The following is a 24,416-nucleotide window of genomic DNA, read 5'->3' as shown; positions in this document are numbered from 1 at the left end:
GTCCCTTTCCTAGGCGATCGGAGTGATCCAGCTCTTGGGGCGGACGTACGGCGTGTTGAGCGTCTCGACGTCGAGCCCGCCCTCGTGCTCGATCGTGAAGGGCAGCCCGGCGGCTGCGAGCGAGACCTCCACCCGCATCAGGCCCAGGACGGCGCCCAGCCGATCGCTGACGACCGCGTGCACCACGGAGCCGACGTGCTGCCCGTCCGCCAGCACCCGGGCGCCGCGCGGCGGCGGTGTCCCGTCCGGAGCGCCGGCGAAACCGATGGTCTGGACGGCAGCCCCGCTCTCGAACTCGGCCATCAGCGCCTCGCGGCCGGTGAACGACTCCTTGCCCGAGTCGACCAGCCAGCCCAGCCCCTGCGCGATCACGCCGAGTTCGTCGGTCACCTCACGGTGCATGATCGGCTGGCGAACCTCCAGCATGGTGGTCTCCACCGCCTCCAGGCCCACCGGAGTGGCGTCCACGGCGACGGCCTGCCAGAAGACGCGCGCCGTGTCGTGGTCGGCGATGACCTTGTAGCCGTACTCGCCGGTGACGCCGGTGCGGGCGAGCAGCACCTGCCTGCCGTCGAACTCGGTGTCGGCTGTCGATTCGTACGGCATGGTGGACATGCCCTCGCCGAAGATCCGGCCGATGATCCGCCAGGCGCTCGGGCCCTCCAGGCCGACGACCGTCAGCTCCCCGCTGCGGTCTACGAGCTCCACTCCGCCGTCCGCGCAGGCGTTCAGGTACGCCCAGAGCCGCTCGCCGCCGCTGACAGAGCTTTCCAGGAGCACACCCTCGTCCCGGCCGTAGACGGTGACGATGTCCACCACCCTGCCCGCCTCGTCCAGGACCAGGCTGCAGACCGTACGCTCCCCGGCCAGGTACTCCACATCCCTGGTGAGCACGCGCTGCAGCCACTCCACGTGGTCCCCGCGCACCTCGATGAGGCGGCAGGTGCCCCAGTCGATGAGGCCGACGCCGGCGCGCAGGCTCTCGTACTCCTCAGCCGGGTCGGACACCCGCCAGATGGTTTCCACTCCGGTCACGGTGCGGAACTCGGCGGTGTCAGGGTAGACCGCCCGTAACGGGGAGGTGCTGTGCGTCACGATGGTCATCTGCTGCCTCCTGCAGAGATCATGCTTGGGTTGCTGGACGGGCGGTCGCCGTAAGCGGCGGTGAGCACGCCGGTGACGACCACGTCGCCGGCGACCCTGCCCTCGCCGCGGAACTCGCGGACCCCCTTGGCGCCGGCGACGCACTCGACTCTGAGGACGAGCTGGTCACCCGGCACGATCATCTGGTGGAACCTGAAGTTACGCAGGCTGGTCAGGAAGCCCTCGACGCCCGCGTGCTCCCCCCGACTTGCCCGCTCGACGGCGCAGGTCAGCAGCGCGAGCTGGCACATCGCCTCCACCGCCAGGACGCCGGGCAGGATGACCTTGCCCGGGAAGTGGCCGACGGACCACGGTTCGGAGGCGGTGACGTTCTTCACCCCGATCGCGCTGACGCCGGGAACGACCTCGCGCGCGGCGTCCAGCATGAGCATCGGCCAGCGATGCGGCAGGAGCTGGGCGATCTGGTCGCAGTCGAGGTCGCGCGGGGCCGCCGGGTCGTTCATGCCTTCACTTCGAGCTCGGCCTGCCAACGGCTGCGCCGCAGTTCCGGCTCGACCGAGTTGGCCAGGGTGCTGACCGAGCCGAACACCGAGATCTGGCTCTCGTACAGCGCCACTCCGAACTCCACCTCGATGCCGACGGCGAGCTCGAGAAAGTCGAGGCTGTCGAGCTCCAGCCCGCGCCCGAACAGGGACTGGTCGTCGGTGATCCACTCCGGGTCCATCGTCAGGTCCAGGCGCGAGACGATCAGTTCCTTGATGCGGGAGCAGGTCGCGCGCCGGCGCTCGACCTCCGCACGCATCTCCTGAATGTCCATGCTTGTTCTCCTCTTGAGTGATGTCATAGGCCTACGGGAGGTCGTCCACCACGAAGCCGCCGCCGTGCACGTCGTAAACCGAGCCGGTGATGTACGAGCCGCGGCTGGAGGCCAGGAAGCTCACCAGGTAGGCGATCTCCTCGGGCTGCGCCATCCGGCCCAGGCCGATCCTCGAGCAGTAGTGCTTGCGCTTGGCGGCGGAGATCCCGTGCGTCATGTCCGTCTCCACGAACCCGGGCGCCACCACGTTGACCCTGATCCCGCGTCGGCCGACCTCGGTCGCCAGAGTCTTGGAAAAGGCGATGATGCCTCCCTTGGAGGCCGCGTAGTTCGTCTGCCCCGGCTGCCCTCCGTAGACGCCGGCGGCCGAGGAGATGGTGACGATGGAGCCGCTGCGGTTGTGCTCCATGAGCCTGACCGCTTCCCGGCAGGACAGGAACGTGCCGGCCAGGTTGACGTCCAGGACCTCGCGGAAGGTGTCCACTCCCATGGTGATGAGATGGCGGTCTCGGACGATCCCGGCGTTGGACACCAGCACGTCCAGGCGGCCGTGCGCCTGCCTGATCCCCCGGAACAGCTCGCGGACGGACTCCTCGTCGGAGGCGTCGGCTTTGACCACGGTGACGCGCCCGCCGGCCGACTCGATGAGCCGGACGGTCTCCTTGGCGGCCTCCTCGTCCTGCCGGTAGGTCGCGATCACCTCGGCGCCCTCATGGGCCAGGTCCACGGAGACGGCCCTGCCGATCCCCTTGACCCCGCCGGTGACCAGGGCCACCGTGCCCTCTGGGAAGAGCATCGGGACTCCTCTCGAGTTGTGGAAGCTCAACTGTCCTGTCCGGCGTGTGGGCGGCGGTCCGCTCCCGTGCGGGACACGGACGGCGAACCGTTCTGGTGAGGCGGACGGCGGTCCGCTCCCGTGTGCGGGGCTGCCGGTGCATTGCGGCAGACCCGTCCGGGACGTCACCGGACGGGCCTGCCGGATCGCTCCTGCCGCACTTTTTCGCGGCGTGACTAGACGATGGGGATGGAGGCCAGCACGGGGCTGGGCGATGGGTAGCAGCCGGCGGGGGCGATGATCGGCGGCTCCGGGTCGAACGGCACCACAGCGGTGACGCGCAGCCCCGGGTCGGCGTAGCTGGTGCCCTTGACCTTCATCTCCGCGGTGCCGGTCGTGTTGCCCGCCCTGGCGTTGATCCTGATCCTGGGCAGGGTCACGGTGGTCCCAGCGGCCAGCGGTCCGGGCACCGTGAGCGTCACGGTGGTGGACGTGGTGCTCACCGACGGGATGCCGGAGCCGAGGTTGGAGCCACCCGAGATGGTGGCGCCCGTCACGCTGGCGGGACCGGTGAACTGCAGCGTGAGGGTGAAGTTACGCAACTCGCTGATGTTGGCGCCGTTCACCTGCGTGGGGACGGTGTACGGGGCCGACGTTCCGGTGCCCGAGAACGTGGCGCCGCGCGAGACGGACGAGGGCGTGTTCGCCGTGATCGTCTGCGTGGTGGTGAAGACGATCCCGTCGAAGGGCCAGTCGGCCTGGCAGGCCAGTGTCACCGGCGTGGTGACCGCGGCGTGTGCCGGGGTCATGTAGAGAGTGGAAGCGGCGACGAGCGCGGAACCGAGCGCCACACTTGCGATTCGGTGCGATTTCCTTATGCGCATTACTACCTCCCGGATAGCAGAATGGTGCTCGGTAATCCATTCTGGGTACACGCCTGGTTCACACCCGATACACGCCCAGGAAAAGCCGGTTTTTCGCCGCTAACATGCGCAGGTGTGGATATTTTCGAGGCGCTATACACGACGCGCGCCATGCGGAGAGTGAAACCTGATCCCCTTCCGGACGAGGTCCAGCGGAGCATCCTCGACGCGGCGATCCGTGCGCCCAGCGCGGGCAACGAGCAGAAGTGGCGTTTTCTGCTGGTCGACGATCCGGCGGTGAAGGAGCGGCTCGGCCCGCTCTACCGCGACGCGCTCACCAGGCTGTTCGCGGGCCCGTACAAAGCGCTTGTGCGGACGGCCGAGGAGGCGGGCGAGCGGCGTTTCCTCGCCTCCGCGCAGTATTTGGCGGACAATTTCGAGACCTATCCCCTGCTCTTGTTCGCCTTCTCCACCGATACCTCGGGCGCCTCCGTCTTTCCTGCCGTGTGGAGCGCCCAGCTCGCCGCTCGCGCGCACGGCGTGGGCAGCGCGCTGACCACCGTGCTCGGCATCTACCACCCGACGGCGACGATGCGGATCCTGGGCGTGCCAAAGTCGGAGGGCTGGCGGCCGGCCTGCATGGTCACCTTCGGCTATCCCACCGGTCGCTGGGACGTGGCCGTACGGCGCCCGGCCTCGCAGGTGAGCTACCGCAACCGGTGGGGCGCCGACGCCGGCCTCGACCTCGCGGACCCCGTCTGGCGGCCGGACGCCTGACGGGCCTGCCTCTCACCCGAGGCAACCACCCCACCTCCGCCGGGAGCACACGTGAACCGTCTGACAGACCGCCACGCGGTGGTCACCGGAGCCGCCTCGGGCATCGGCTGGGAGATCGCCAGGCTCTTCCACACCGAAGGGGCCGCTGTCACCTTGCTCGACAGCGACGCAAAAGGGGTCCACGCCTGCGCCGCCGAGCTCGGTGAGCGTGCCTTCGCCACGTCCGCCGACGTCACCGACGAGGTCTCACTCGAACGGAGCCTGGACGCCGCCGTGCGCGTCTTCGGACCGCCGCGCGTCTGCGTGAACTCCGCGGGCGTGAGCACCTTCGGGCCCATCACCCGGCTCGGGCTGCGCGAGTGGCGCCGGGTCGTGGACGTCTGCCTGACCGGCGTCTTCCTGTCCGTCAAGCACCAGGCCCGGCGTATGACCGGCGGCGGGTCGATCGTGAACATCGCCTCGCTCACCGCGCGCCAGCCGGCCGAGGGCTTCGCCGCCTACTGCGCCGCCAAGGCGGGCGTGGAGATGCTCACCAAGGTCGCCGCGATGGAGCTCGGCGCCACGGGCATCCGGGTCAACGCGCTGGCCCCCGGGCTGGTGCCCACCCCGTTGTCCGAGACGCTCACCCAGCCGCCGCTACGCGGCGGGATCGTCGCCGCCACCCCGCTGGGCCGCATGGGGGAACCCGCCGACATCGCGCCCGCCGCGCTCTTCCTGGCCTCGGACGAGTCATCGTGGATCACCGGTGACCTGCTCATGGTGGACGGGGGTGCTCACACCAGGGGTTATCCCGATGTGACGGAATCTTTACAGAAGGCCCAGCGCAGACGGCGCCGCTGACTCTCCGGCCCGCGCCTCCCGCGGGCGCGTCCATCCGTGCTGGCAGCGGCTCCGGCAGCGGCTCGGTGCGGGACATCGGCGTGCCTGGCAAGCGCTTGCTAGCACACGCGGCAGCGCAGAACAAGATCTTGCGTCATGCCCGCACGGCGATTATCTTCACGATCGGCTGGAACTAGTAGGTTCCTTTATCAGGGTCGAAGGCTTGCAGGGAATGCTGCGCCGACTACCGCAGAGCACCATCCCGCACCTCGCAGGCATTTCGGCCCTCTCTTGCGTCGCCGGCCGGCAGCCGACTGCGACGCACTCGGGCTCCTTGGCATGCGTGAAAGGAGAGGTGCAGTGCTCACCCCGCCGGCCCGGAGCAACCAGGACAAGCCCCCAACCCTCGGGAACCGCCCCGAGTTCATGCTGCTGGGCAACGTCGGCGTCCGCCTGAGCACCGGCGACTACCTGCCGTCCCTGCGTCCCAAGCACCGCCAGCTGCTCGCACTGCTGCTCCTCCAGGCCAACTCGCCGGTGCCGGCCGAAGCGCTGATCGAGCGGCTCTGGGACGGCACGCCACCCGCCTCGGCGTTCGGCAACCTGAAGACCTACATCTGGGAATTACGCAGGTTCATCTCGCCGCACGACCCGTCGGACACGCCGATCGACACGGTCTCCAACGGCTATCGCATCACGGTGGACACCGACAGCCTGGACGTCACCCGATTCAAGCGGCTGGCCCGCGAGGGCCGCCACGCGCTCAGCCGCAACGACCACATCACCGCCTGGGACCGCTTCGACCAGGCGCTGCGAACCTGGCGCGGCAGAGCGCTGCAGGACACCCGCACGCTCAGGGCGCTCCGCGACGAGTCGGACCACCTGGAGGAGCAGCGCATCAGCGTGGTGGCCGAGCTGGTCGACCTGCTGATCGCACGTGGCGCCTACGCCGACTCCATCGAGCGGCTGCGCTCGGTGATGAACCCGAGGCAGCCCAGGGAACGGCTCTGGTCCCAGCTCATGCTCGCCCTCTACCTCGACGGCCGCCAGATCGAGGCGCTCGGCACCTATCAGCAGTTGCGCCGCCTGCTCATCGACAGTGCCGGGGTCGAGCCCACCCACTCGGTCCAGAGGCTGCACGAGCGCATGCTCTCGGCCGACGCCACGCTCGACGTGACTTGGGGAGGCCCCGCCGGCGCCTTTGTCTAGACAGCGGAACACGTTCTCGTACAAGCTTCTGCAGTGCCCCCAGACAAGCGCATGCACGCCGACCTGACCCGGTCCTTACGCCTGTTCCGCGCGTTCAAGTCCGAGCAGAGCGCGCCGGGCGCCTACTACGCCACGCTCGCCGCCGACACCGCCGCTCAACTCGGGCACTACACCGGCCTCGCCGGGAAAACCGTGCTTGACGTGGGCGGCGGCCCCGGCTACTTCGCCGCGGCGTTCCGGCGCGCCGGCGCCCGCTGCCTGTGCGTGGACATCGACGCGGGGGAACTCGCCGGGACCGGCGAATCCGGCGGGGTGCTGGGCAGCGCACTCGACCTGCCTCTCGCCGACGCCTCCGTTGACGTCTGCTTCTCCTCCAACGTGCTGGAACACGTTCCACATCCATGGCGGATGGCGGCCGAGATGGCCCGCGTCACCCGGCCCGGCGGCCTGCTCTTCCTGGCGTACACGAACTGGCTGTCACCCTGGGGCGGGCACGAGACCTCGCCCTGGCACTACCTGGGCGGCGAGCGGGCCGCCCGCCGGTGGGAGGTCAGGCACGGCAGACCGCCCAAGAACCGCTACGGGCACACTCTGCATCCGGTCTCCGTGGCCGCCGGCCTGCGCTGGGCGCGCTCACGCGAGGATCTCCGGCTTGTGGACGCGCTGCCCCGCTACCTGCCCTGGTGGTGCCGCCCGGTGTTACAGGTGCCGATCGTGAGGGAGTTCGCCACGTGGAATCTGGTCTTGGTACTGCGCAAACGCCCCTGAACGGCAGGAACGCCGCCCTCGGTGGCATCCGCGCGCCGCCCGCGCGAGCAGGCGGCTCCTGCCCTCTGACGAGCCCGCCGAACAGCGCGCCGTCGGCGTCCATGAGCGTGCCCCCGATCCGCTACCCAGGCACCGGAACACGTTCTATTCTGGATGTCTCAACGGACGGGAGTCGCGGGTATGCGCGCCGATCTGGCCAGCTCCATCCACCTGTTCCGCGCGTTCGGATCCGAGCAGTCGACACCCCAGGCGTACTACACCATCCTCGCCCGATGTCCTAGAACACGTTCCAGACCGGTGGCGGTACACGCGCGAGCACGGCAAACCGCCCAAGAATCGCTACGGCGCACGCTCTTTCCCGTCTCCGAGTCCCCGTCGTCAGGGAGTTCGTCACGTGGAACCTCGTCCTGATGCTCAGGAAACTCCAGTGAACGCCGCTCAGGAGACTCCGCCGGCAGACGCCGAGGGAGCTCCGTCCCGGGAAGGTCCGGCCCACGGGCGCGATGCCGCGCTCGACGGGATCCGGGCGCTGGCCGCGCTCGGCGTCTGGCTCCTGCACGTGGGCGGCAACACCGGGGTGATCTACCGGGAGGGCATGTTCGCCTGGATGACGACCCGGCTCGGCGTCGCCGTGCCGATCTTCTTCCTGCTCTCCGGGCTGCTGCTCTACCGGCCCTGGGCCCGCGCCGTGCTGGAGGGCGCGCCGTCGCCGCATGCGGGACGCTACCTGTGGCGCCGCGCGATGCGGGTCCTGCCCGCCTACTGGCTGGTCACGGCGGTGGCCCTGTGGGCTTGGGGGACGCTCGACTGGACGGGCTGGCTCAAGTGGCTGTTCCTGCTGCAGAACTACTTCGAGCAGGGACGGGCGCCCGACGGGCTGTACCAGATGTGGACCATGCCCATCGAGATGGCCTTCTACCTGGTGCTGCCGGTGCTCGCCTGGCTCCTGCACCGCTGGGCGCGCGGCGGTAACAGGCCGCTCAGGCTGCTGGGCGGCATCGCGGTCCTGCCGGTGATCTCGCTGGTGGGCGTCATCGTGTCGCACGTGCTCGACCAGCCGCAGCTGGCGCTGTGGCTGCCGAACCACCTGATCTACTTCAGCTGCGGCATGGCGCTGGCCGTGCTGTCGGTGTGGATCAAGCGCAGCGAAGTGGTGGACGCACTGGCGCCGCACCTCCTCGTGCTGGCGCTGCTGCTGTTCGTGGTGCTGAGCACGGAGCTCGCCGGGCCACGGACGCTCACGCTGCCCAGCCTGTCACAGTCCCTCTGGCGGATGATCCTGGAGACGGCGGTGGCGGTGCTGGTGGTGGCCCCGTTCGCGCTCGCCTCCCGGCACGACTCGCTGCGGCACCGGGTGCTGGGCAACCCGGTGACCGCCTATCTGGGGCGCATCTCGTACAGCTTCTTCCTGTGGCACGCGCCGGTGATCACGCTGTTCTACAAAGTCACCGGCGAGCCGGTGTTCAGCGGCGACTTCGTGGGCGTGGCGATGCCCACGCTCGTGGCCTCGCTCCTGGTGAGTGCCGTGAGCTACCACCTCGTCGAGGAGAACGCGCTCAGGCTCAGCCACCGGTGGCGGCCAGCACCTCCTGCTCGGCCGGAGCCTCAGACTCCGGCGCCGGCGGCTCCTGCGCCGTGACGAGCTGACCGAACAGCGACCCCATCGCCGCGCACGACAGGAGCTGCGGGACCTGGTCGAGCAGCGGCTCTGCCGCCACGCCACGGTTACGCAGGAACATCCCCGCGGCCAGCGCGAGCGTCGCCGCGCCGAACAGGCCCGCCGCCACCCAGTACGGGTGCGGGCGGCGTACCCGCAGCCAGAGGGTGCCCGCGACGGCGGCGAGCACCACGAGCATGCCCGGCCAGCTCGCCACCCACCCGCCGAACGCCAGCCCCAGCACCACGGCGTAGGGCACGCGCCAGCGAGACAGCCGCGAGTCCGCCGCGGAGGCCGTCTCCTTGACGTGCTCGGGACGGGGACCGTGCATCGCCAGGGAGAGCACCACGAGCAGCGCGATCCCGGCCAGGCCGAGCCCGAGCGCGAGCCGGTAGGGCTGGTCGGGCGCGTACACCAGGCGCACCGTGCCCGTGGTGCCGGCGATCAGCTGCCAGCCCTGCTTCCAGCCGTCGATCCGGATCGGTCGCAGCTCCTGACCGTCCAGTTCGGCCCGCCAGCCGGCGTTGAAGTTCTCGTTGACCACGAGGAAGGAGTCCTTGGGCGCGGTCACGCGTACCTCGCGCTCGGTGAGGGCCCAGGTGCCGCGGACGGCGGCGCCCTCCACGGCGGCCCGCTGGGCCGGGATCGCACCGACCGCGAGGTTCTGTACGGCGAACGGCTCCCAGCCGGCCACCCGCACCCGGTTGTCGCCCGCCCGCAGCGTGGCCTGCGCGCACGCGGTGAACTGCACCGGCCGCTGCTCCAGCAGGTCGGCATAGGTGCCGGTGACCTTGGTCCGCACGGTGACGCCGTTCACCTGGAGGTTCGGCCCCAGCCCGCAGCCCAGCCGGAACGGCGGGCCCGCCGGCCGGCTCGCCGGGCTGATGCCGGGGATCACCAGCTCGGTGACCTGGAGCCGCCGGGAGGCGGGGTAGAAGCGCAGCTTCATCCGGGTCGTGGTGAGCGGCTTGAACCGCAGGGTGCCACTGGCGTCCACCCGGCCGGCGCGGACCTCGCCCTTGGCGCCGGTCACGACCACGTCCAGCGGCTTCTTGTCGCCGCCGGGCCGGGCGACCTGGATCTGCGAGACGGTCCGCTTGCCCGGCCAGCCCAGCGTGAGCGTGGGCTCGGCGTCGTCCGGCGAGGGCACCCATGTGGTGGCGCCGTCGGCGTCGAACGCCGACCGCGGCGCGACCACCGCGTCCTTGCTCATCGCCGACGACCCGGTCACGGTGGTGAGGTCGGCGCTGAGCCTGGTGAACCGGTCGATGAGCGCCACGTCCCGCAGCACCGCCGTGCCCCGGACGCTCGCCTTCCGCTTGGACTCCAGCGTGAACGTCCGGTCGAACCCGGCGCCTTCCTCCCCCGACCTGACCAGCAGCGGATTGCAGACCCAGCGGGCGCTGTTGCGCATGCAGCGCGGCCGCTCGTCCAGCCCGCGGTCCATGGCGAAGACGTCCCCGCCCTGACCCGGCAGCCTGATGGTACGGCCGGGCAGCACCCCGGGGATGGCGATCTCGGTGATGCCGACCCGCTGCACGAAGCTCCACTGCGCGTCGTACGTGGCCAGCACCCTGATCCGCACCCAGCTCGTCGGCCCGGCCGGGGCGTTGAGCCACTGGGCGTCGTTGGTCCGGGCGACGTCCTGCACCAGCCGGCCGCCCTCGGTCTCCACTGCCACCCGCTTGACCGACTGGCCGATCAGCAGGTTGTTGGTGAAGGTCGCCTGCAGCCGGGAGATCTCCCGCGGCTGCGGCAGGTCGATCCGGAGCCATTCGTTCTCCGGCGGTTTCCAGCCGCCGCTCTCCCAGCCGGTCTCCAGGTCGCCGTCCAGCGCGGCCCAGGGACCGCGGCCGGGGGTGCTGAGGCCTGGCACGGCGTCCGCCTCGGCGACCGATGAGGAGGCGGTGACGTCCGAGATGCCGCCGTACTCGGTGGTGGCCGTCTCGTTCAGCCAGCCGTCCTCCAGCAGGTCGAGCTCCTTGACGCCGGTGAAGTCCTCGCGCCGATCGGCGGTCAGGGTGGCCGACCAGTTGGACCTGATCTCGCCGAACTGCCGCTCGCGCAGCCGCAGCCCGTCGCTGACCACGGTAGGCAGGCCGATCTTTCCCGCGTCGCCGCCGACCAGCACCGGGCCGTCGCCGAGCAGGCCGAGGTCGCCCATCGTCAGCAGCGAGTCCGGCCCGCCGCGCACGCCCAGCGCGTCCGCGGCGGGCTGCACGCTGACCATGTCGGTGCTGTTCGACACCCGGTACAGCTCGAGCGCGGGGAAGGGCCAGTCCACCGAGTCGATCGCGTCGTCGGTGGCGGTGTCGCCCACCTCACCGCCGAACGAGGCGATCCTGGTAATGCCCGGGGACTCGCGCAACGCCTCGTAGACCCGTGACGGCCAGGCGTCCTGCAGGTTCGCCCGCATCAGGTCGTTCCTGACGAGCAGGTAGTGCACGCCCATCCTGCGCAGTACCTCGGTCAGCCCGGCGGAGCCGTGGCCCGAAGTGAGCCGCTGGTCGATGGCGTCCAGCAACCTCGTCATGCCGACGGAGCCGGCCGCCGTGACCTGCCTGGCGGTCCAGCGGGCGGTGGACAGCGGCTGCAGGGGGTCGTCCATCGGCCGGCCCCACAGGTACTCGCCGAACTTGGCGCCGGGCACGACCAGCACGCCGTCGTCGCCCGCGTTCTGGTTGAGCCACGCCGCGGCCTGCCGCCAGTAGAGCGGCACCTCCTTGAAGTCGCCGGGCGGGGCCAGTCCCTGGTTGAAGACGGGCAGCACCAGCGCGGCGAACGACGCCACGGCCACCGACCGGACCGGCAGCCGGGCTCCGGCCAGCAGGTGGGCCAGGCCGAACGCCAGCGGCAGCCGTACGAGGGGGTCGAACTTGCGCAGGTTGCGCAGCGGCGCGAGGGGCCCGTCGAGCAGCCAGCGCACGGGCTCGGCGACGATCGGCTCCAGCGCGCTCATGTGCCCGGCGACCAGCGCCGCCGTGCCGATCAGGAACAGGATGACGATGAAGCCCTTCGCGGGCAGGTCGCGCCGGGCCAGCCCGGCCAGCCCGAGCGCGGCGAGCAGGCCGGTGACCACGACCATGGCGGCCGAGGTGGCGATCTCGTACCCGGGCGGCTGCGTGGTGACGCCGTTCACGGTCAGGTAGCGCACCCAGTCGGAGGCGCCGCGCAGCACGTTCGTCAGCGAGGTGACCTGCGTGGTCGTCGAGGCGGTCTCGGTGTACGGCAGGAACGAGAACGCGTAGCGGCCCACCAGCAGCAGCGGCAGCCACCAGAACAGCGTGGCCACCGACACCGCGCCGGTCCACCAGGCGAGCAGCCGCCAGCGCGGCACCGGGCGCGGCCGGGTGAGGATGTAGACCACGGGGGCGACCAGCACGGCCAGCACCGCCACCGCGTTCACGCCGCCGCAGAGCGCCACGGCCAGTCCCGACCTGATCGCGCCCCTGGCACGCTGACCCGTCTCCGCGGCGGTGAGCAGCGGGATCAGGATCCACGGCAGCATGGCTGCGGGCAGCCACTCGATCGAGATCTCGCCGAGGATCGACAGTGTGCGCGGCGCCAGCGCGTACGCCAGCGCGCCGGCGATCCTGGTGCCGGGACCGCCGATGCCGAGCTGCCTGGCCAGCCGCTCCACGCCGAGGAAGGCCAGGCAGAGCAGCGCCGTCAACCAGAGCCGCTGGGTCACCCAGGGCTCCAGCCCGGCCAGGTCGCCGAGCGCGAAGAACGGTCCCATCGGGAACAGGTAGCCGGCCGCCTGGTTCTGGAGCTGGCCGAAGTGCTGCAGGTCCCACAGGTGGGCGACGCGCTCCAGCCAGCCCATCGGGTTGAGCGCGAGGTCGACCTTGGTGTCGGAGATGATGCTGCCGGGTTTGGTGGTGAACGACATCACGGCGAAGCCGAGGCAGCAGATCGCCAGCCACAGCCGGTGCCTCGCCTGCTCGGTCACCGTTCCTCCCACTCCAGAGTGGCCGGGGCCGGGAGGCGCCGGTTGCGCATGAGGGCGGTGAGCCGCTCCGCGCTGCGGTCCCAGGAGAACTGCGCCGCCCATTTCCGACATCTCGCGCTATAGGTGTCTGAGGTCACGCTGAGCTCGTCAACGGCCGCCGCGATGCCCTTGGCCAGGTCCGCTCCCTCGGGCAGGAGCCAGCCGGTTTCTCCGGGCCGTACCGCGTCACGCAGCCCGTCCACGTCGAACGCCACCGTCGGCACCCCCAGCGCGGCGGCCTCCAGCACGCACAGCCCCCATCCCTCGCCTTGGGAGGTGTTGACCTGGAGCCAGGCGGCGGAGACGAGCAGCTCCTTGTCCGCCTCCGGCAGGTAGCCGTGCAGGATGACGCCCTCGGGCGCCGTAGCGCGCAGCCGCGCCTCCTCCGGCCCTCTGCCGATGACGTCCACGACCAGATCCGGCCAGCGCTTCCTGAGCTCGGGCACGGCCTCCAGCAGCAGCTCCACCCGCTTGTGCGCGACGAGCCTGCCGACGCACACGAGCCGCGGCCAAGGGCTCCGCGCGGCGCTCGGGCGCGGTGCCCGCAGCCGGGCCGGCACCCCGTTCGGCACGATGTGGATGGGCCCGCGCCACCCGAGCCGCTCCCGCATGGCGTGCGCGGTCGACGGCGACACGGCCACGCTCTCGCGCCCCCGGTACGCCCACCGCGACGCCGGCCCTTCCAGGAAGCGGCCGAGCGCGGCCAGCCACCGCGGCAGGTGCACCTCGAACTGCCGGTCGTGCACGTGGTGCACCACGCACAGCACCCGGGCACGCCGCCCGGCCACCAGCGGGGTGAAGAACGGGATGCCGTTCTGGCAGTCGAACACCACGTCGAACCGGTTGCGGCGGCACACCATCCAGAGCAGCACCAAGGGATAGACGGTGAACGGGCCGCCCATGCGGACCAGCCGCACCCCTTCGACGCTCTCCCGGCGGCCCTGCCCGGGGGCGCGGGCCGTGACGAACCACACCCGGTCGCCGGCGGCCGCGAAGCGCCTGGCCAGCTCCCAGGCATAGACCTCGGCACCCCCTGCGGCGGGATGCCACGGATCGCGCCAGTTGACGATGGCGATGTTCACGGATACCCAACAGGGTCCAGCGGCTGCTTCAGCTTGAGCGCCCCGCTCGACTCCGCGCGCAGCCGCAGCCATATCCGGACGAGCTCCAGCAGGATGCTCAGGCTGTGCCGGGCCGGGGAGAAGCGCGAGCCGGGCACGTCATGCCACGTCACCGGGATCTCGAGCACGGACGCGCCGGCCGCGACGCAGCGCGCGAGCAGCTCGACGTCGAAGGCGAAGCCGTCGGTACGCAGCCGGGCGGCCATCTCCCGGGCGAGCCCGCCGTCGAAGAACTTGAACCCGCACTGCGTGTCGCTCACCCCGGGCACGAGCACCCGGGCCAGCGCGCGGAATCCGAAGGCCCCCAGCTCACGGACCTTGCTGTGCCGGTTCTCCACGTCGGCCTGGGGATGCGCGCGCGAGCCGATGACGATGCTCTCGCCGGAGAGCAGCAGTCCGCAGGCGGGCTCGACGGCGCACAGGTCGGTAGCCATGTCGGCGTCACAGAATCCGACGAAGGGCGCGGTGGTCTCCAGCAGTCCGGCGCGGACCGCGGCGCCCTTTCCGGGCGTCGGGCATTCGATGAGCCGCACCGGAACCGGCCCTTGCGGCCAGGTCCTGACGATCTCGGCGGTGCGGTCGGTGCTGGAGTTGTCCACGACGATGACAGCGGTCGGGAACGGCAGGCAGGCAAGCTTCGCGCACAGCTGCAGGAGCCCCCCCGGAAGACGCCGTTCCTCGTTGTGCGCGGGAACGACGATCTCAAGCAGTGTCGGTCGGCTCGTCCTCTCGTCCCTTTGACGGGAGGGCAGCATGGCTGTTGTTACCGGTCGCCGTAGTTATAGAGCGGCTGGTTCACCGGTGTCGCAGCGGCACCGGTGAGGGAGACTGTGGTGACGGTCGCCACTAGTGCGGCTAGGGCGACGCCAATGATCGCTGCTAAGAGGATCTTGATCACCGGGGATTCCTCCTTGAGGCGGCGATGATCTGGGCGCTCCCCAAACTTAGAACCAATTCTCCTTACTCGCTAGTAGTTAGACTGAATTTTAATAAAGTCGCTGATCAAGAGGGTTGATCCACTTCTGACCTCGCCGCTGGCGCTTGAAATCTGTACAACCGCAGCTCAGGACGATCGACCACAAGGGTGGCCCCGCGGGCCCACCGAGCGAACCACTCCCGCTCCACGGCCGTCCCCGCGTCCACCAGGATGTACCGAAACCCCGCCGCAGCCAGGTTCGGGGCAGTCCCCGCTAGTACGCGTTCTACCTCGCGCGCCCGGCTGTCCTCGGCCGCGACGACCATGGTGCCCACCCGTACGGAGTCGTTGGCCACCACCTCGCGCCCAGGCGTGGCGAAGAAGCGCTGTGCCGGGTCGAGCACCGCCCGCCCGCCGTTCCATGGAAACCTGCGGTACGACTCGAACGGCAGCACCAGGACGTCCCCCGGCACCGCATCCGCCTGGATCGCCGCCCTGGCCTCGAACCAGCTCCGCGGGTACGCCACCGCCTCCAGCCGGCCGAACGCCCCCCAGGCCTGCGTCGGCAGCACGGCCACCGGCGCCAGCACCATGAGCGACACCCCGGCCCGTACCAGGCGGCCTCCTTCGGCGGCGGCCCGCGCGGCGAGCAGTCCGAGCCCCACGGCGGCCAGCAGGGCGAGCGGCGCGACGAACTGCTGCGCGTCGCGCAGCACCGCGAACCCGCCCCAAAGCTCCACCAGCCACCTGAGCGCCGCCCGGCCGGGAGCCGTGACGCCGAGGCAGGCGATCGCGAACCCGATGGCCGCCGCCACCGCGAGCCCCATGCGGCAGGGCAGGTCGCGGGCGCGCGCGACCGCCGCGATCCCGGCGAGCACCAGCACGAGCCTGGCCAGGGCGGCGACCGGCGTGTCGTACCCGGCGGGCACCGCGTCGGCGTTCCACACCCCGCCGAGCGACAGCAGGCTGCCCACCGTGCCGAAAGGGCCGTCGGCGCGGGCGGCGAACGCGTCCACGCCCACCCCGTCGCCGTTCAGCGCGTGTGGCCGGGCCAGCGCGGGCACCAGCCACGGCAGGCTGAACGCCAGCACGATCGTCCCCGCGAGCGCGGTGTCCGCCACCCTGCGGCCGCGGCGGGCGTACCAGGCCGTGGGGAGGACGGTGATCGCGGTGACGGCCATCGCGGCGAATCCGCCCACGGCGGCCGGCAACACCGCCACGGCGAGGCGGCGGCGCGCGCACGCCGCCCGCACCACCCACGGCAGGCCCGCGTAGCCCAGCAGCAGCGCCCACTGCCCCATCAGGAGGCGCTCCGCGACGTACGGGTTCCACACGTAGAACGCCCCCGCCACCAGCCTGGGACCCAGCGCGGCCGACGGCACCAGCAGGCCCGCGCCCGCGCAGCCCAGCACGAACACCCCGAGCAGGATCGCCTTCTGCACCAGCTCGGCCGGGACGACCGTGGCCAGCGCGGTCACGACGGCGTCGCTCGGCACGACTCGCGGTGCGCCGCCGGTGAGCCCGAAGGTGAAGCGCGAGAAGCGCGGCTCCGGCACGAACACCATGTCCTGGACCAGGACGAACCCCCACCCCAGCGCGGGCCCGAGTGCGAGGCAGCCGAGGACGAGACCGAGCAGGGCGCAGGCCGCTCCGGCTCTCCTGGTCGGTGGCATCCCGCTATGACATCACAACCTAGCCACAGACATTCCCGGCAAATCCCTCGATGGCTAGTCTTCCCGCTAGGCCCACATTGCTCATGATCGCCTCGTCCGCGGTCCCGGGCGCTCTCGTGTGGTCGGGTAACTCTTGTACAGCTCTTCTCACTGACAAAGCACCGCAAAGCACTACGCGGCGCGTGGCCGATCATGCGGAGAACGGGGCTTGAGGGACGGAGTGACGACAAGCGAGGCGACGGCCGAGAGCCGTCCGTGGGCGCGCGGCGACGTGGTGCTGGCCGCCGGACTGGTCATGGTGGCGGTCCAGCTGGTCTGGAAGTTCGACCTCGTACGGCGCTCCTACTTCAGGCAGGACGACTTCACCTTCATCGCGCGCGGCCTGGAGAACGGCCTGACCTGGGACTACCTCATGCGGGTCGACTACGGGCACCTGGTGCCCGGGCCGTTCGCGATGCAGTGGGCGCTGGGCCGGCTGGGTGTCTACAACGACGTGCTGGCCCACGCCGTGACGCTGACGCTGCTGGGTGCCGCGGGCCTGGCCCTGCTCCGGCTGCTGTGGCTGCTGTTCGGGGCGCGCCCGGCCATCCTGGCACCGCTCGCGTTCTACCTGCTGACCCCGATGACGATCTCGTCGCTGTCGTGGTGGGCGGTGGTGATCGAGACGTTGCCGTTCCAGATCGCGCTGCCGATGGCGCTGAGCTCGCACGTTCTCTACGCCAGGACCGGCCGGTTCAGTCACGCGCTGGCGGCCGCGGCGTGGACGGTGGCAGGGATGGTCTTCTTCGTGAAGGCGCCGTTCATCCTGGTGCTCGCGTTCGCCCTGAGCCTGGGCTGGCTGCGCCGGCCCCGCCAGTGGCCGGCCTGGGCGCTGTACGCCGGGGTGATCGCGGTGTACGCGGTGATCTTCTTCCGCCAGCTCTTCACCTCGGTGCAGCTCACGGACGACACGGTGCAGCCGAGCCTGCCCAGCCTGCCGCTCGCGGCCGGGTTCGCCTGGACATTGCTGTGGGGCTCGCTGGCGCCCACCTCGTTCGGCGGGCCATGGAAGTGGCTGCCCATCGGGGACGACTACGCCATCGCCGCCACGCCCCCGCCGCTGGCCTGGGCCGCGCTCGGCCTGGCGGCCGTGGTGGTGATCGCGTCGATCCGCTACCGCAGGCGGGCCTGGCTGGCTTGGCTGGTCCTGCTCGGCTACGTCGTGCTCGCGGACGTGGTGCCGGTGATGATCGGCCGCCTGGAGCAGCTCGGCCCGGATCTGGGCGGTTTCGAGCTGCGCTACATCTCCTCCACGGCCATGGTGCTGGCGCTGGTGATCGGCCTGGCGTTCATCCCGCTGCAGGGCGAGGAGCGGCCCTGGCTGCGCCCGCGGCCCCGGCTGAGGTTCGCGTGGGTGCCGCTGGCGGCCGTCTTCGCGGCCGGCTCCATCTCGTCGGTGACCGCCTACGGCCGGCTCCCCCTCGGGCAGCACGTCAAGAGCTACGTGGAGACGGCGCGGCTGGCGCTCAAGCGCGCCCCGGCCGGCGCCGCCATCCTGGACACGTACGTTCCGCCGAAGGTGGTCTACGCGACGTTCTTCTACGAGTACGCGCTGACGTCCAAGGTGCTCGGCCCCCTCGCCACCCACCCGGTCACCTGGACCAGCCGGCTGAACGGGCCTGTCAGGGACCCGCTGACCTTCGACGAGCAGGGCCGCCTGCGCCCGGTGAGCGTCGAGGGCGTCGTCGTCCCCGGACGGTCCGCCTGCACGCCGGTCGGCCCGGCGGAGGTCCGCTTCCGGCTTCCGCTGCCCCTGCCCAAGGGCTCCTGGACCGCCCAGATCAGCTATCTGAACCCGGAGGAGACCACGCTGTCCGTGCGGCTCGGCGCGGCCGAGACGCGGGTGCCGGCCGGCAAGGACCTCGGCTGGACGTACGCCGCCGTCGACGGGGGCGGGACCGACCTGGTGCTGAGCACGGTGGACGGCCGGTCCGCCTGCGTCGGCGAGATCAGGGTGGGCGTCCCCAAGCCTGCCAGGAACGCCGCCCCGACCCCGCTCCAGCCGGTGAGGTGAGAACTACTTTCCGGGCTCGGGATCCCTCGGCAGGCCGAGCATGCGCTCGCCGATGATGTTGAGCTGCACCTCGGTGGTGCCGCCGTAGATGGTCATCGCCCTGGTGGCCAGCACCGCCCGGTTCCAGTAGCCGGCGTCGCCGAGCTTCATGTCGGCCGCCGCCACGGCCGCGGGGCCGAGCAGTTCGACCGCCATCTCGGAGACGTGCTGGGCGTGGGAGGTGGACAGCAGCTTGCGTACGGAGGCGTCCCCGCCCGGCTCGGTCCCGGCGAGCTGCTTGAGCGTGACCCGCAGCGACAGCGCGTTGATCGAGTGGCCCTCGCAGACGACCGCGGCCACCTGCTGCGCCTCGACCGGCGTCAGCTCGCGGCCGAGCCGGCCGATGAGGCCGAGCAGGTCGGGCACCGAGGAGCCGGTGCCGCCCGAGCCGGACGACAGCGAGACCCGCTCGTTGGACAGCGTGTTGCGGGCCACCTTCCAGCCCTCGCCTACCTCGCCCACGACCAGGTCGTCGGGGACGAAGACGTCGTCGAGGAAGACCTCGTTGAAGAGGTTCTCGCCGGTCATCTCGGTCAGCGGCCGGACGGTGACGCCTGGGGCCTTCATATCGACCAGGAAGTACGTGATGCCCTCGTGCTTGGAACCCGCGCTGGAGTTGCGGGCGATGCAGATGCCCCACTCGGCCACGTGGGCGACCGAGGTCCAGACCTTCTGGCCGTTGAGCTTCCAGCCGCCCTCGACCTTCTCCGCCTTCATCTGCAGCGAGGCCAGGTCCGATCCGGCGCCGGGCTCGGAGAAGAGCTGGCACCAGACCATCTCGCCGCTGAGCGTCTGGGGCAGGAATCGTTCCTGCTGCTCGGGGGTGCCGTACGTGGCGATGGACGGCACCACCCAAGCACCGATGATCATCGTGGGGAGGCGTACCTTGGCGGCCCTGAGCTCTTGGGCGATCAGCACCTGCTCCAGCGGCTTGGCGTCGCGGCCCCACGGCTTGGGCAGGTGCGGCATGACGAAGCCGCGCGCGGCCAGCGCCCGCTTCTGCTCCTTGCCCTCCAGCCGGGCGATCTCCGCGATCTCGGCGCGGATCGACTCGCGCAGGTCCGCGGCGTCCTCGGGCAGGTCGATCTCCATCTCACGGGAGACGCCCCGCAGGGCCAGCGACGTCACCGTGGCGGCCCACTCGGCCGACGAGCCGAGCAGGGCGCGCAGGGTGAGCGCGCGACGGTAGTAGAGGTGCACGTCGTGCTCGAAGGTGTAGCCGATGCCGCCGAACGTCTGGATGGCGTCCTTGGCGCACTGGACGGCGGCGTCGGGTGCCATCACCCCGGCGACGGCGGCGGCGTATTCCAGCTCCTTGCCGCTCGCGCGGGTGGCGTCCCACACGGTGGCGCGGGCCTGCTCCAGCGCGACCAGCATGCGGGAGATCTTGTGCTTGATGCCCTGGAACTGGCCGATCGGCCGGCCGAACTGGACGCGTACCTTCGCGTAGCCGGCGGCGGCCGTGACGCACCACGAGGCCAGGCCCGTCGCCTCCGCGCCGAGCAGTATCGCCGCCAGGTTGCGCACGTCGGAGGCCTGGACGCCGCCCAGGATGCCGTCGGCCGGCACGGTCACCTCGGACAGCTCCACCTTGGCCACCGACCTGGTCAGGTCGAGCGACTTGAGCGGCGTGACGGTGACGGAGGCGGCGTCGACGAGGATCCACTCCTCGCCCTCGGCCGTGGCGACCGGCAGCACCAGCGCGTCGGCCAGGGAGCCGCCGAGCACGGGCTCGGCCGTGCCCGAGACGACGAGGGAGCCGTCGTCGGCGCGGGTGCCGCTCAGCGCGCCGGTCAGCGCGACGGCTCCGGTGCGGGTGCCGTCGGCGAACGGCTCCAGGTGCTCGGGGCGCTTGGACGCGTTGATCACGGCGCTGGCCAGCACGGTCGGCACGTACGGCCCCGGCGCCATCCGCTCTGCCAGCGCCTCGACGGCGACGGCCGCCTCCAGCAGCCCGTAGCCGGAACCGCCGTACTCCTCGGGCAGGTGCAGGCCGAGCAGCCCCTGCTCGGCGAGGCCCGACCAGAACGGGGGACGCTCGTCGGCCCCGGCGCGCAGCAGCTCCGCGGGAATGTTCCGCTCGGCCCAGCCGCTCACCGACGCGCGAAGCGCCTCGTGCTCCTCGCTCAACCCGATCGCCATTGCTCATCCTCCAGCCAGGTCCGCGCCATCCGCAGAACCATATTCTAGAGCATGCTTCTGGCCTGGTGACCGGCTAGATCGGGCGAACCTGCGCGGCGAGGGTGTTCAGATCCGGCCAGCGCGCCTTGTTCGACTCCGGGATCGAGGCCATGAGCATCGCCGGCTTGGTCTTGCCCACCTCGATGACGGTCATCATGGCCTGGGCGACCTGTTGCTTGCCGTCGACGGTGTAGGTCACCTTGTAGCCGAGCGTCCAGCCCTTGCCGACCGGGATCTTCTTCGAGGCGGTCCACTCCAGGGTGGCGCCCTTGGGGTATTGGGTGCGCATCGTCCAGCGGACGGCCTCGGTGGCGATCTCGCGGTAGTCGGCGTTCGAGTCCGGCTTCTGCGCCGGCGACTCCCCCGGATACATGGCCGAGCCGATCACGGTGAAGGGCATCTCGACCTTGCCGATCCGCTGCGCGATCGCGTACGGCGAGTACGACCTGGCCTTCCACGGCGAGGCCAGCTGGGGGTAGGTGATCCCGGTGTTCCTGTCGGTGATGGTGCCGGCGACCACGGACGCCGCGCCGGGCAGGGCCGCGTACTTCTTGCTCTCCGGCACCGGCGGCAGCACGATCGGGCTCTCGGTGGCGGTCGGGGACACCGCGGCCGAGGGCGCGGGCGCGGCCGTGCTCGGCACGGGGGCGACGCGGACGACGTCCTCGCCCGCCTGGTTGCGCGGCACGTCGCCGGAGAAGACGACGAAGATCAGCAATACCGCCAGGACGGTGGCGAGGATGGCGCCGAACAGGTAGACGACCTTGATCGGGATGTCACCGAAGCGGCGCGGCGGCGGCTCGGGCGGCAGGGCGGGCACCATGGGCGTCTGGATCGGTGGCGGTGACGGCCGCCGCATGGGTGGCGCCTGTCCCGGACGCTGCTGCTGCTGAGGCTGAATCGGCTGGGACGGGCCCGGCGCCGGGGGACGAGGGATCCTCACCGTCTCCTCGGCGGGCAGCACGACCTTGCGGAACGGAGTGGTGGGTGAGTCATATGAGGGTCTCTTGTCGCCGACATCCGCCATGACCTTGAGGTTACGTCACGACAGAGTCGGTTATTTCCTCTATGGCCGCCGCAGAATGTAATTCTGTAGGGTCAGCGGACATGAGGGGTTTCTACGAGATCGCCGCCGACGACCCTGAACGCCCCGCACTGCTCGGCGAGGAAGGCGCCACCTACGGAGCCCTGCTCGCTCGCGTGAACCGCGCCTCCCACGGCCTGATCTCACGCGGGATCGGCCCCGGCGACTGCGTGGTGACCGTGCTGAAGAACGGGCTCGACGCGCTCACCATGATGCTGGCGACCTACCAGATCGGCGCGTACCTGGTGCCGGTGAACTGGCACTTCACGGCCGAGGAGATCGACTACATCGTGGCCGACTGCGGGGCCGGGGTCGTGATCTCGCCGGCGGCTCTCACGGTCGCCGAGCTCGTGGCCGGGCAGCCGGCCGTCGCTCCCGGACACCGGCGGGCCGGTTCGATGATGCTCTACACCTCGGGCACCACCGGGCGGCCCAAGGGGGTGCGGCGGCGGTTGCTGGACCTGACGCCCGAGGAGCTGTACCCGATCCTGATGCGCAAGAGCTGGCGGCACTTCGGGCTGCCGCCCGGCGGGGTGCACCTGGTGTGCTCGCAGCTCTACCACTCGGCGCCGTACGGGCAGGTCATGATGGCGCTGCAGCTCGGGCACTCGATCGTGGCGCCCGAGCGGTTCGACGCGGCCGGGACGCTGCGGCTGATCGAGCGGTATCGGGTGACGAACGCGTTCATGGTGCCCACCATGTTCCACCGGCTGCTGGAGGTGCCGGATCGGGAGGCGTACGAGCTGTCGTCCCTCACGCACCTGTTCCACGGCGCCGCTCCCTGCCCGCCGGCCGTCAAGCAGGCGATGATCGACTGGCTCGGGCCCGTGCTGTGGGAGTACTACGGCTCCACCGAGGCGGCCGTGGCCACCATGGTGTCGTCGCAGGAATGGCTGGCCAGGCCGGGCACGGTGGGCAAGGCGCTGGACGGCATGACCTTCACGATCGTCGGAGACGACGGCAGAGAGGTGCCTGCGGGCAAGCCTGGGCTGGTGTACATCGGCGGGGTCAACCGGTTCGAGTACCACGGCGACCCGGGCAAGACGGCGGCGGCCATGCGCGGGAGCGACTACACGCCCGGCGACATCGGCTATCTCGACGAAGACGGCTACCTGTTCCTGCTGGACCGCAGGACCGACCTGATCATCTCGGGCGGGGTGAACATCTATCCCGCCGAGATCGAGGCGGCGCTGCTCGAACATCCCTCCGTCGCGGACGTGGCCGTCATCGGCGTGCCGGACCCGGAGTGGGGGCAGCGGGTCGTGGCCCTCGTCCAGCCGGCGGCCGGGGTGAGCGGTGGGGACGAGCTCACCGCCGAACTGCTGCGGCACTGCGCGCCCCGGCTGGCCAAGCTCAAGCATCCGCGAGTGATCGAATATCGCGCGTCGTTGCCGCGTACCCCCACAGGGAAGCTGAGCAGGCGCAACGTCCGGGAGGCGTATCTTTCCCGGTAAGGCGGGCAGGAACTCCCCATGAGGGAGCCCTTGAGAGAGATTCTCGCGGGACTGGCCGCCACCATACTGCTTGCCGGCTGCGGGTCTCCCACCTCGACCGGCGCCGCGACACCGCCCGGTACGGCCACCGCACCATCAGTTTCTTCGCCCCCAGCGCCGGCCGAGGCGCCGGTGCCGGACCCCAAGTCGCTGGAGGCGGCGTACCAGAAGGTCATCACGGACGTCCTGCCGTCCATCGTGCAGATCAACACCAGGGTCGGGCTCGGCTCCGGCATTGTGTTCGACTCTCAGGGACACATCGTCACCAACGCTCATGTGGTGGGCCAGGCCACCGAGATGGAGGTCACAGTCGCCACCGGCGGCGCGGTGCGCCGGGCCACGCTGGTGAACTCCTTCGGCCCCGGCGACCTGGCGGTGATCAAGGTGGACAAGCCCGACGGGCTGCGTCCGGCCACGTTCGGGGACTCCTCGAAGCTGCGGGTCGGGCAGATCGTGCTCGCCATGGGCAATCCGCTCGGCCTGTCAGGCAGCGTCACGAACGGGATCGTCTCGGCGCTCGGCCGCACCGTCACCGAGCCGCAGAACCCCCGGTCCCCCGGCGCCACGATCGCGAACGCGATCCAGACCTCGGCCGCGATCAACCCGGGCAACAGCGGCGGCGCCCTCGTGGACCTGTCCGGCCACGTCATCGGCATCCCGACGCTCGCGGCCCTGGACCCGCAGTTGGGTGGAGGCAACGCTCCCGGCATCGGCTTCGCGATCCCCAGCAACACCGCCGCCGACATCGCCACCCAGATCGTGAAGAACGGCAAGGTCACCAACACCCACCGGGCCGCACTCGGCATCAGGGGCAGCACCGTCGTCGGCCCCGACGGCCAGCCCAGCGGCGTGGGGGTGGCCGAGGTCGAGCCGGGCGCGGCCGCGGACAAGGCCGGGATCCGGGCCGGAGATGTGATCGTCTCGATCAACGGTACGAAGACGCCGACGATGGCGCTGCTGGCCGAGACCCTCACCACGCTGAAGCCGGGCGACCGGGCGAAGGTCGGGGTGATCCGCCCGGACGGCACGGAGGAAACGATCGACGTGACGCTGGGCGAACTCCCGGGCGAGTAACA

General features: G+C 70.8%; 20 protein-coding genes. 8 read left to right on the top strand and 12 right to left on the bottom strand.

What is annotated here, in order from left to right; translation table 11 throughout:
- Positions 1-9: 9 nt before the first annotated feature.
- The 5 genes from ACTMTI_RS02515 to ACTMTI_RS02495 form a co-directional block, all read right to left on the bottom strand.
- The gene (locus tag ACTMTI_RS02515; protein ID WP_441117928.1) at positions 10-1,104 is read right to left on the bottom strand and encodes an aminomethyl transferase family protein; all 1,095 of its coding nucleotides are present in this window, start codon (positions 1,102-1,104) and stop codon (positions 10-12) included.
- Positions 1,101-1,607 carry a 3-hydroxyacyl-ACP dehydratase FabZ gene (gene fabZ, locus ACTMTI_RS02510; protein WP_441117927.1) on the bottom strand — a complete coding sequence of 169 codons (507 nt, stop codon included), beginning with the start codon at positions 1,605-1,607 and terminating at the stop codon, positions 1,101-1,103. The genes ACTMTI_RS02515 and fabZ overlap by 4 nt, the downstream gene beginning before the upstream one ends.
- On the bottom strand, positions 1,604-1,921 hold the full coding sequence (locus ACTMTI_RS02505; RefSeq protein ID WP_441117926.1) for a phosphopantetheine-binding protein: 318 nt from the start codon (positions 1,919-1,921) through the stop codon (positions 1,604-1,606). Before ACTMTI_RS02505 ends, fabZ begins: the two co-directional genes overlap by 4 nt.
- Before the next feature lie 31 nt (positions 1,922-1,952).
- Positions 1,953-2,717, bottom strand: coding sequence for a 3-oxoacyl-ACP reductase FabG (gene fabG / locus ACTMTI_RS02500; protein WP_441117925.1), 765 nt, complete (start codon positions 2,715-2,717; stop codon positions 1,953-1,955).
- 215 nt (positions 2,718-2,932) lie between these two features.
- Complete coding sequence (locus ACTMTI_RS02495) at positions 2,933-3,505, bottom strand: hypothetical protein (protein WP_441117924.1); 573 nt, start codon at positions 3,503-3,505, stop codon at positions 2,933-2,935.
- Between the two features lie 225 nt (positions 3,506-3,730).
- On the opposite strand from ACTMTI_RS02495, the gene ACTMTI_RS02490 reads away from it, so the two are divergent.
- The 5 genes from ACTMTI_RS02490 (at position 3,731) to ACTMTI_RS02470 (ending at position 8,771) form a co-directional block, all read left to right on the top strand.
- Entirely contained in the window at positions 3,731-4,336 is a 606-nt protein-coding gene (locus ACTMTI_RS02490) for a nitroreductase family protein (RefSeq protein ID WP_441117923.1), read from the top strand.
- A gap of 51 nt (positions 4,337-4,387) precedes the next feature.
- Complete coding sequence (locus tag ACTMTI_RS02485; protein ID WP_441117922.1) at positions 4,388-5,176, top strand: SDR family NAD(P)-dependent oxidoreductase; 789 nt, start codon at positions 4,388-4,390, stop codon at positions 5,174-5,176.
- Positions 5,177-5,515: 339 nt separating this feature from the next.
- Complete coding sequence (locus tag ACTMTI_RS02480; protein WP_441117921.1) at positions 5,516-6,364, top strand: AfsR/SARP family transcriptional regulator; 849 nt, start codon at positions 5,516-5,518, stop codon at positions 6,362-6,364.
- A gap of 51 nt (positions 6,365-6,415) precedes the next feature.
- A complete protein-coding gene (locus ACTMTI_RS02475) occupies positions 6,416-7,132 on the top strand; it encodes a class I SAM-dependent methyltransferase (protein ID WP_441118144.1) in 717 nt (238 codons plus the stop codon).
- A gap of 427 nt (positions 7,133-7,559) precedes the next feature.
- The gene (locus ACTMTI_RS02470; RefSeq protein WP_441117920.1) at positions 7,560-8,771 is read left to right on the top strand and encodes an acyltransferase family protein; all 1,212 of its coding nucleotides are present in this window, start codon (positions 7,560-7,562) and stop codon (positions 8,769-8,771) included.
- Here the strand turns inward: ACTMTI_RS02470 and ACTMTI_RS02465 are convergent.
- The 5 genes from ACTMTI_RS02465 to ACTMTI_RS02445 all read right to left on the bottom strand — a co-directional run bounded on the left by ACTMTI_RS02465 (position 8,695) and on the right by ACTMTI_RS02445 (position 16,490).
- Entirely contained in the window at positions 8,695-12,741 is a 4,047-nt protein-coding gene (locus ACTMTI_RS02465) for an alpha-(1->3)-arabinofuranosyltransferase domain-containing protein (protein WP_441117919.1), read from the bottom strand. The two genes, ACTMTI_RS02470 and ACTMTI_RS02465, sit on opposite strands and share 77 nt — an antisense overlap.
- Complete coding sequence (locus ACTMTI_RS02460; RefSeq protein ID WP_441117918.1) at positions 12,738-13,862, bottom strand: glycosyltransferase family 4 protein; 1,125 nt, start codon at positions 13,860-13,862, stop codon at positions 12,738-12,740. Before ACTMTI_RS02460 ends, ACTMTI_RS02465 begins: the two co-directional genes overlap by 4 nt.
- Positions 13,859-14,656, bottom strand: coding sequence for a glycosyltransferase (locus tag ACTMTI_RS02455; protein ID WP_441117917.1), 798 nt, complete (start codon positions 14,654-14,656; stop codon positions 13,859-13,861). The genes ACTMTI_RS02460 and ACTMTI_RS02455 overlap by 4 nt, the downstream gene beginning before the upstream one ends.
- An 8-nt stretch (positions 14,657-14,664) precedes the next feature.
- On the bottom strand, positions 14,665-14,799 hold the full coding sequence (locus ACTMTI_RS02450) for a hypothetical protein (protein ID WP_441117916.1): 135 nt from the start codon (positions 14,797-14,799) through the stop codon (positions 14,665-14,667).
- 104 nt (positions 14,800-14,903) lie between these two features.
- On the bottom strand, positions 14,904-16,490 hold the full coding sequence (locus ACTMTI_RS02445; protein ID WP_441117915.1) for a hypothetical protein: 1,587 nt from the start codon (positions 16,488-16,490) through the stop codon (positions 14,904-14,906).
- Positions 16,491-16,710: 220 nt separating this feature from the next.
- On the opposite strand from ACTMTI_RS02445, the gene ACTMTI_RS02440 reads away from it, so the two are divergent.
- Positions 16,711-18,543, top strand: coding sequence for a hypothetical protein (locus ACTMTI_RS02440; RefSeq protein WP_441117914.1), 1,833 nt, complete (start codon positions 16,711-16,713; stop codon positions 18,541-18,543).
- Between the two features lie 3 nt (positions 18,544-18,546).
- Here ACTMTI_RS02440 and ACTMTI_RS02435 read toward each other — a convergent pair whose 3' ends face one another.
- A complete protein-coding gene (locus tag ACTMTI_RS02435) occupies positions 18,547-20,724 on the bottom strand; it encodes an acyl-CoA dehydrogenase (RefSeq protein ID WP_441117913.1) in 2,178 nt (725 codons plus the stop codon).
- Positions 20,725-20,797: 73 nt separating this feature from the next.
- The gene (locus tag ACTMTI_RS02430) at positions 20,798-21,790 is read right to left on the bottom strand and encodes a hypothetical protein (RefSeq protein ID WP_441117912.1); all 993 of its coding nucleotides are present in this window, start codon (positions 21,788-21,790) and stop codon (positions 20,798-20,800) included.
- An 80-nt stretch (positions 21,791-21,870) separates the two neighbouring features.
- Here ACTMTI_RS02430 and ACTMTI_RS02425 point away from each other — a divergent pair, with 80 nt between their 5' ends.
- On the top strand, positions 21,871-23,301 hold the full coding sequence (locus ACTMTI_RS02425; protein WP_441117911.1) for an AMP-binding protein: 1,431 nt from the start codon (positions 21,871-21,873) through the stop codon (positions 23,299-23,301).
- A 171-nt stretch (positions 23,302-23,472) separates the two neighbouring features.
- Complete coding sequence (locus ACTMTI_RS02420; protein ID WP_441117910.1) at positions 23,473-24,414, top strand: S1C family serine protease; 942 nt, start codon at positions 23,473-23,475, stop codon at positions 24,412-24,414.
- The last annotated feature ends 2 nt before the right edge of the window (positions 24,415-24,416 follow it).

The organism is Nonomuraea sp. H19 (assembly GCF_052068215.1).
GTDB lineage: Bacteria > Actinomycetota > Actinomycetes > Streptosporangiales > Streptosporangiaceae > Nonomuraea.
Note: the sequence above shows the minus strand (reverse complement) of the source record. Positions and strands in the feature narration are given on the sequence as shown.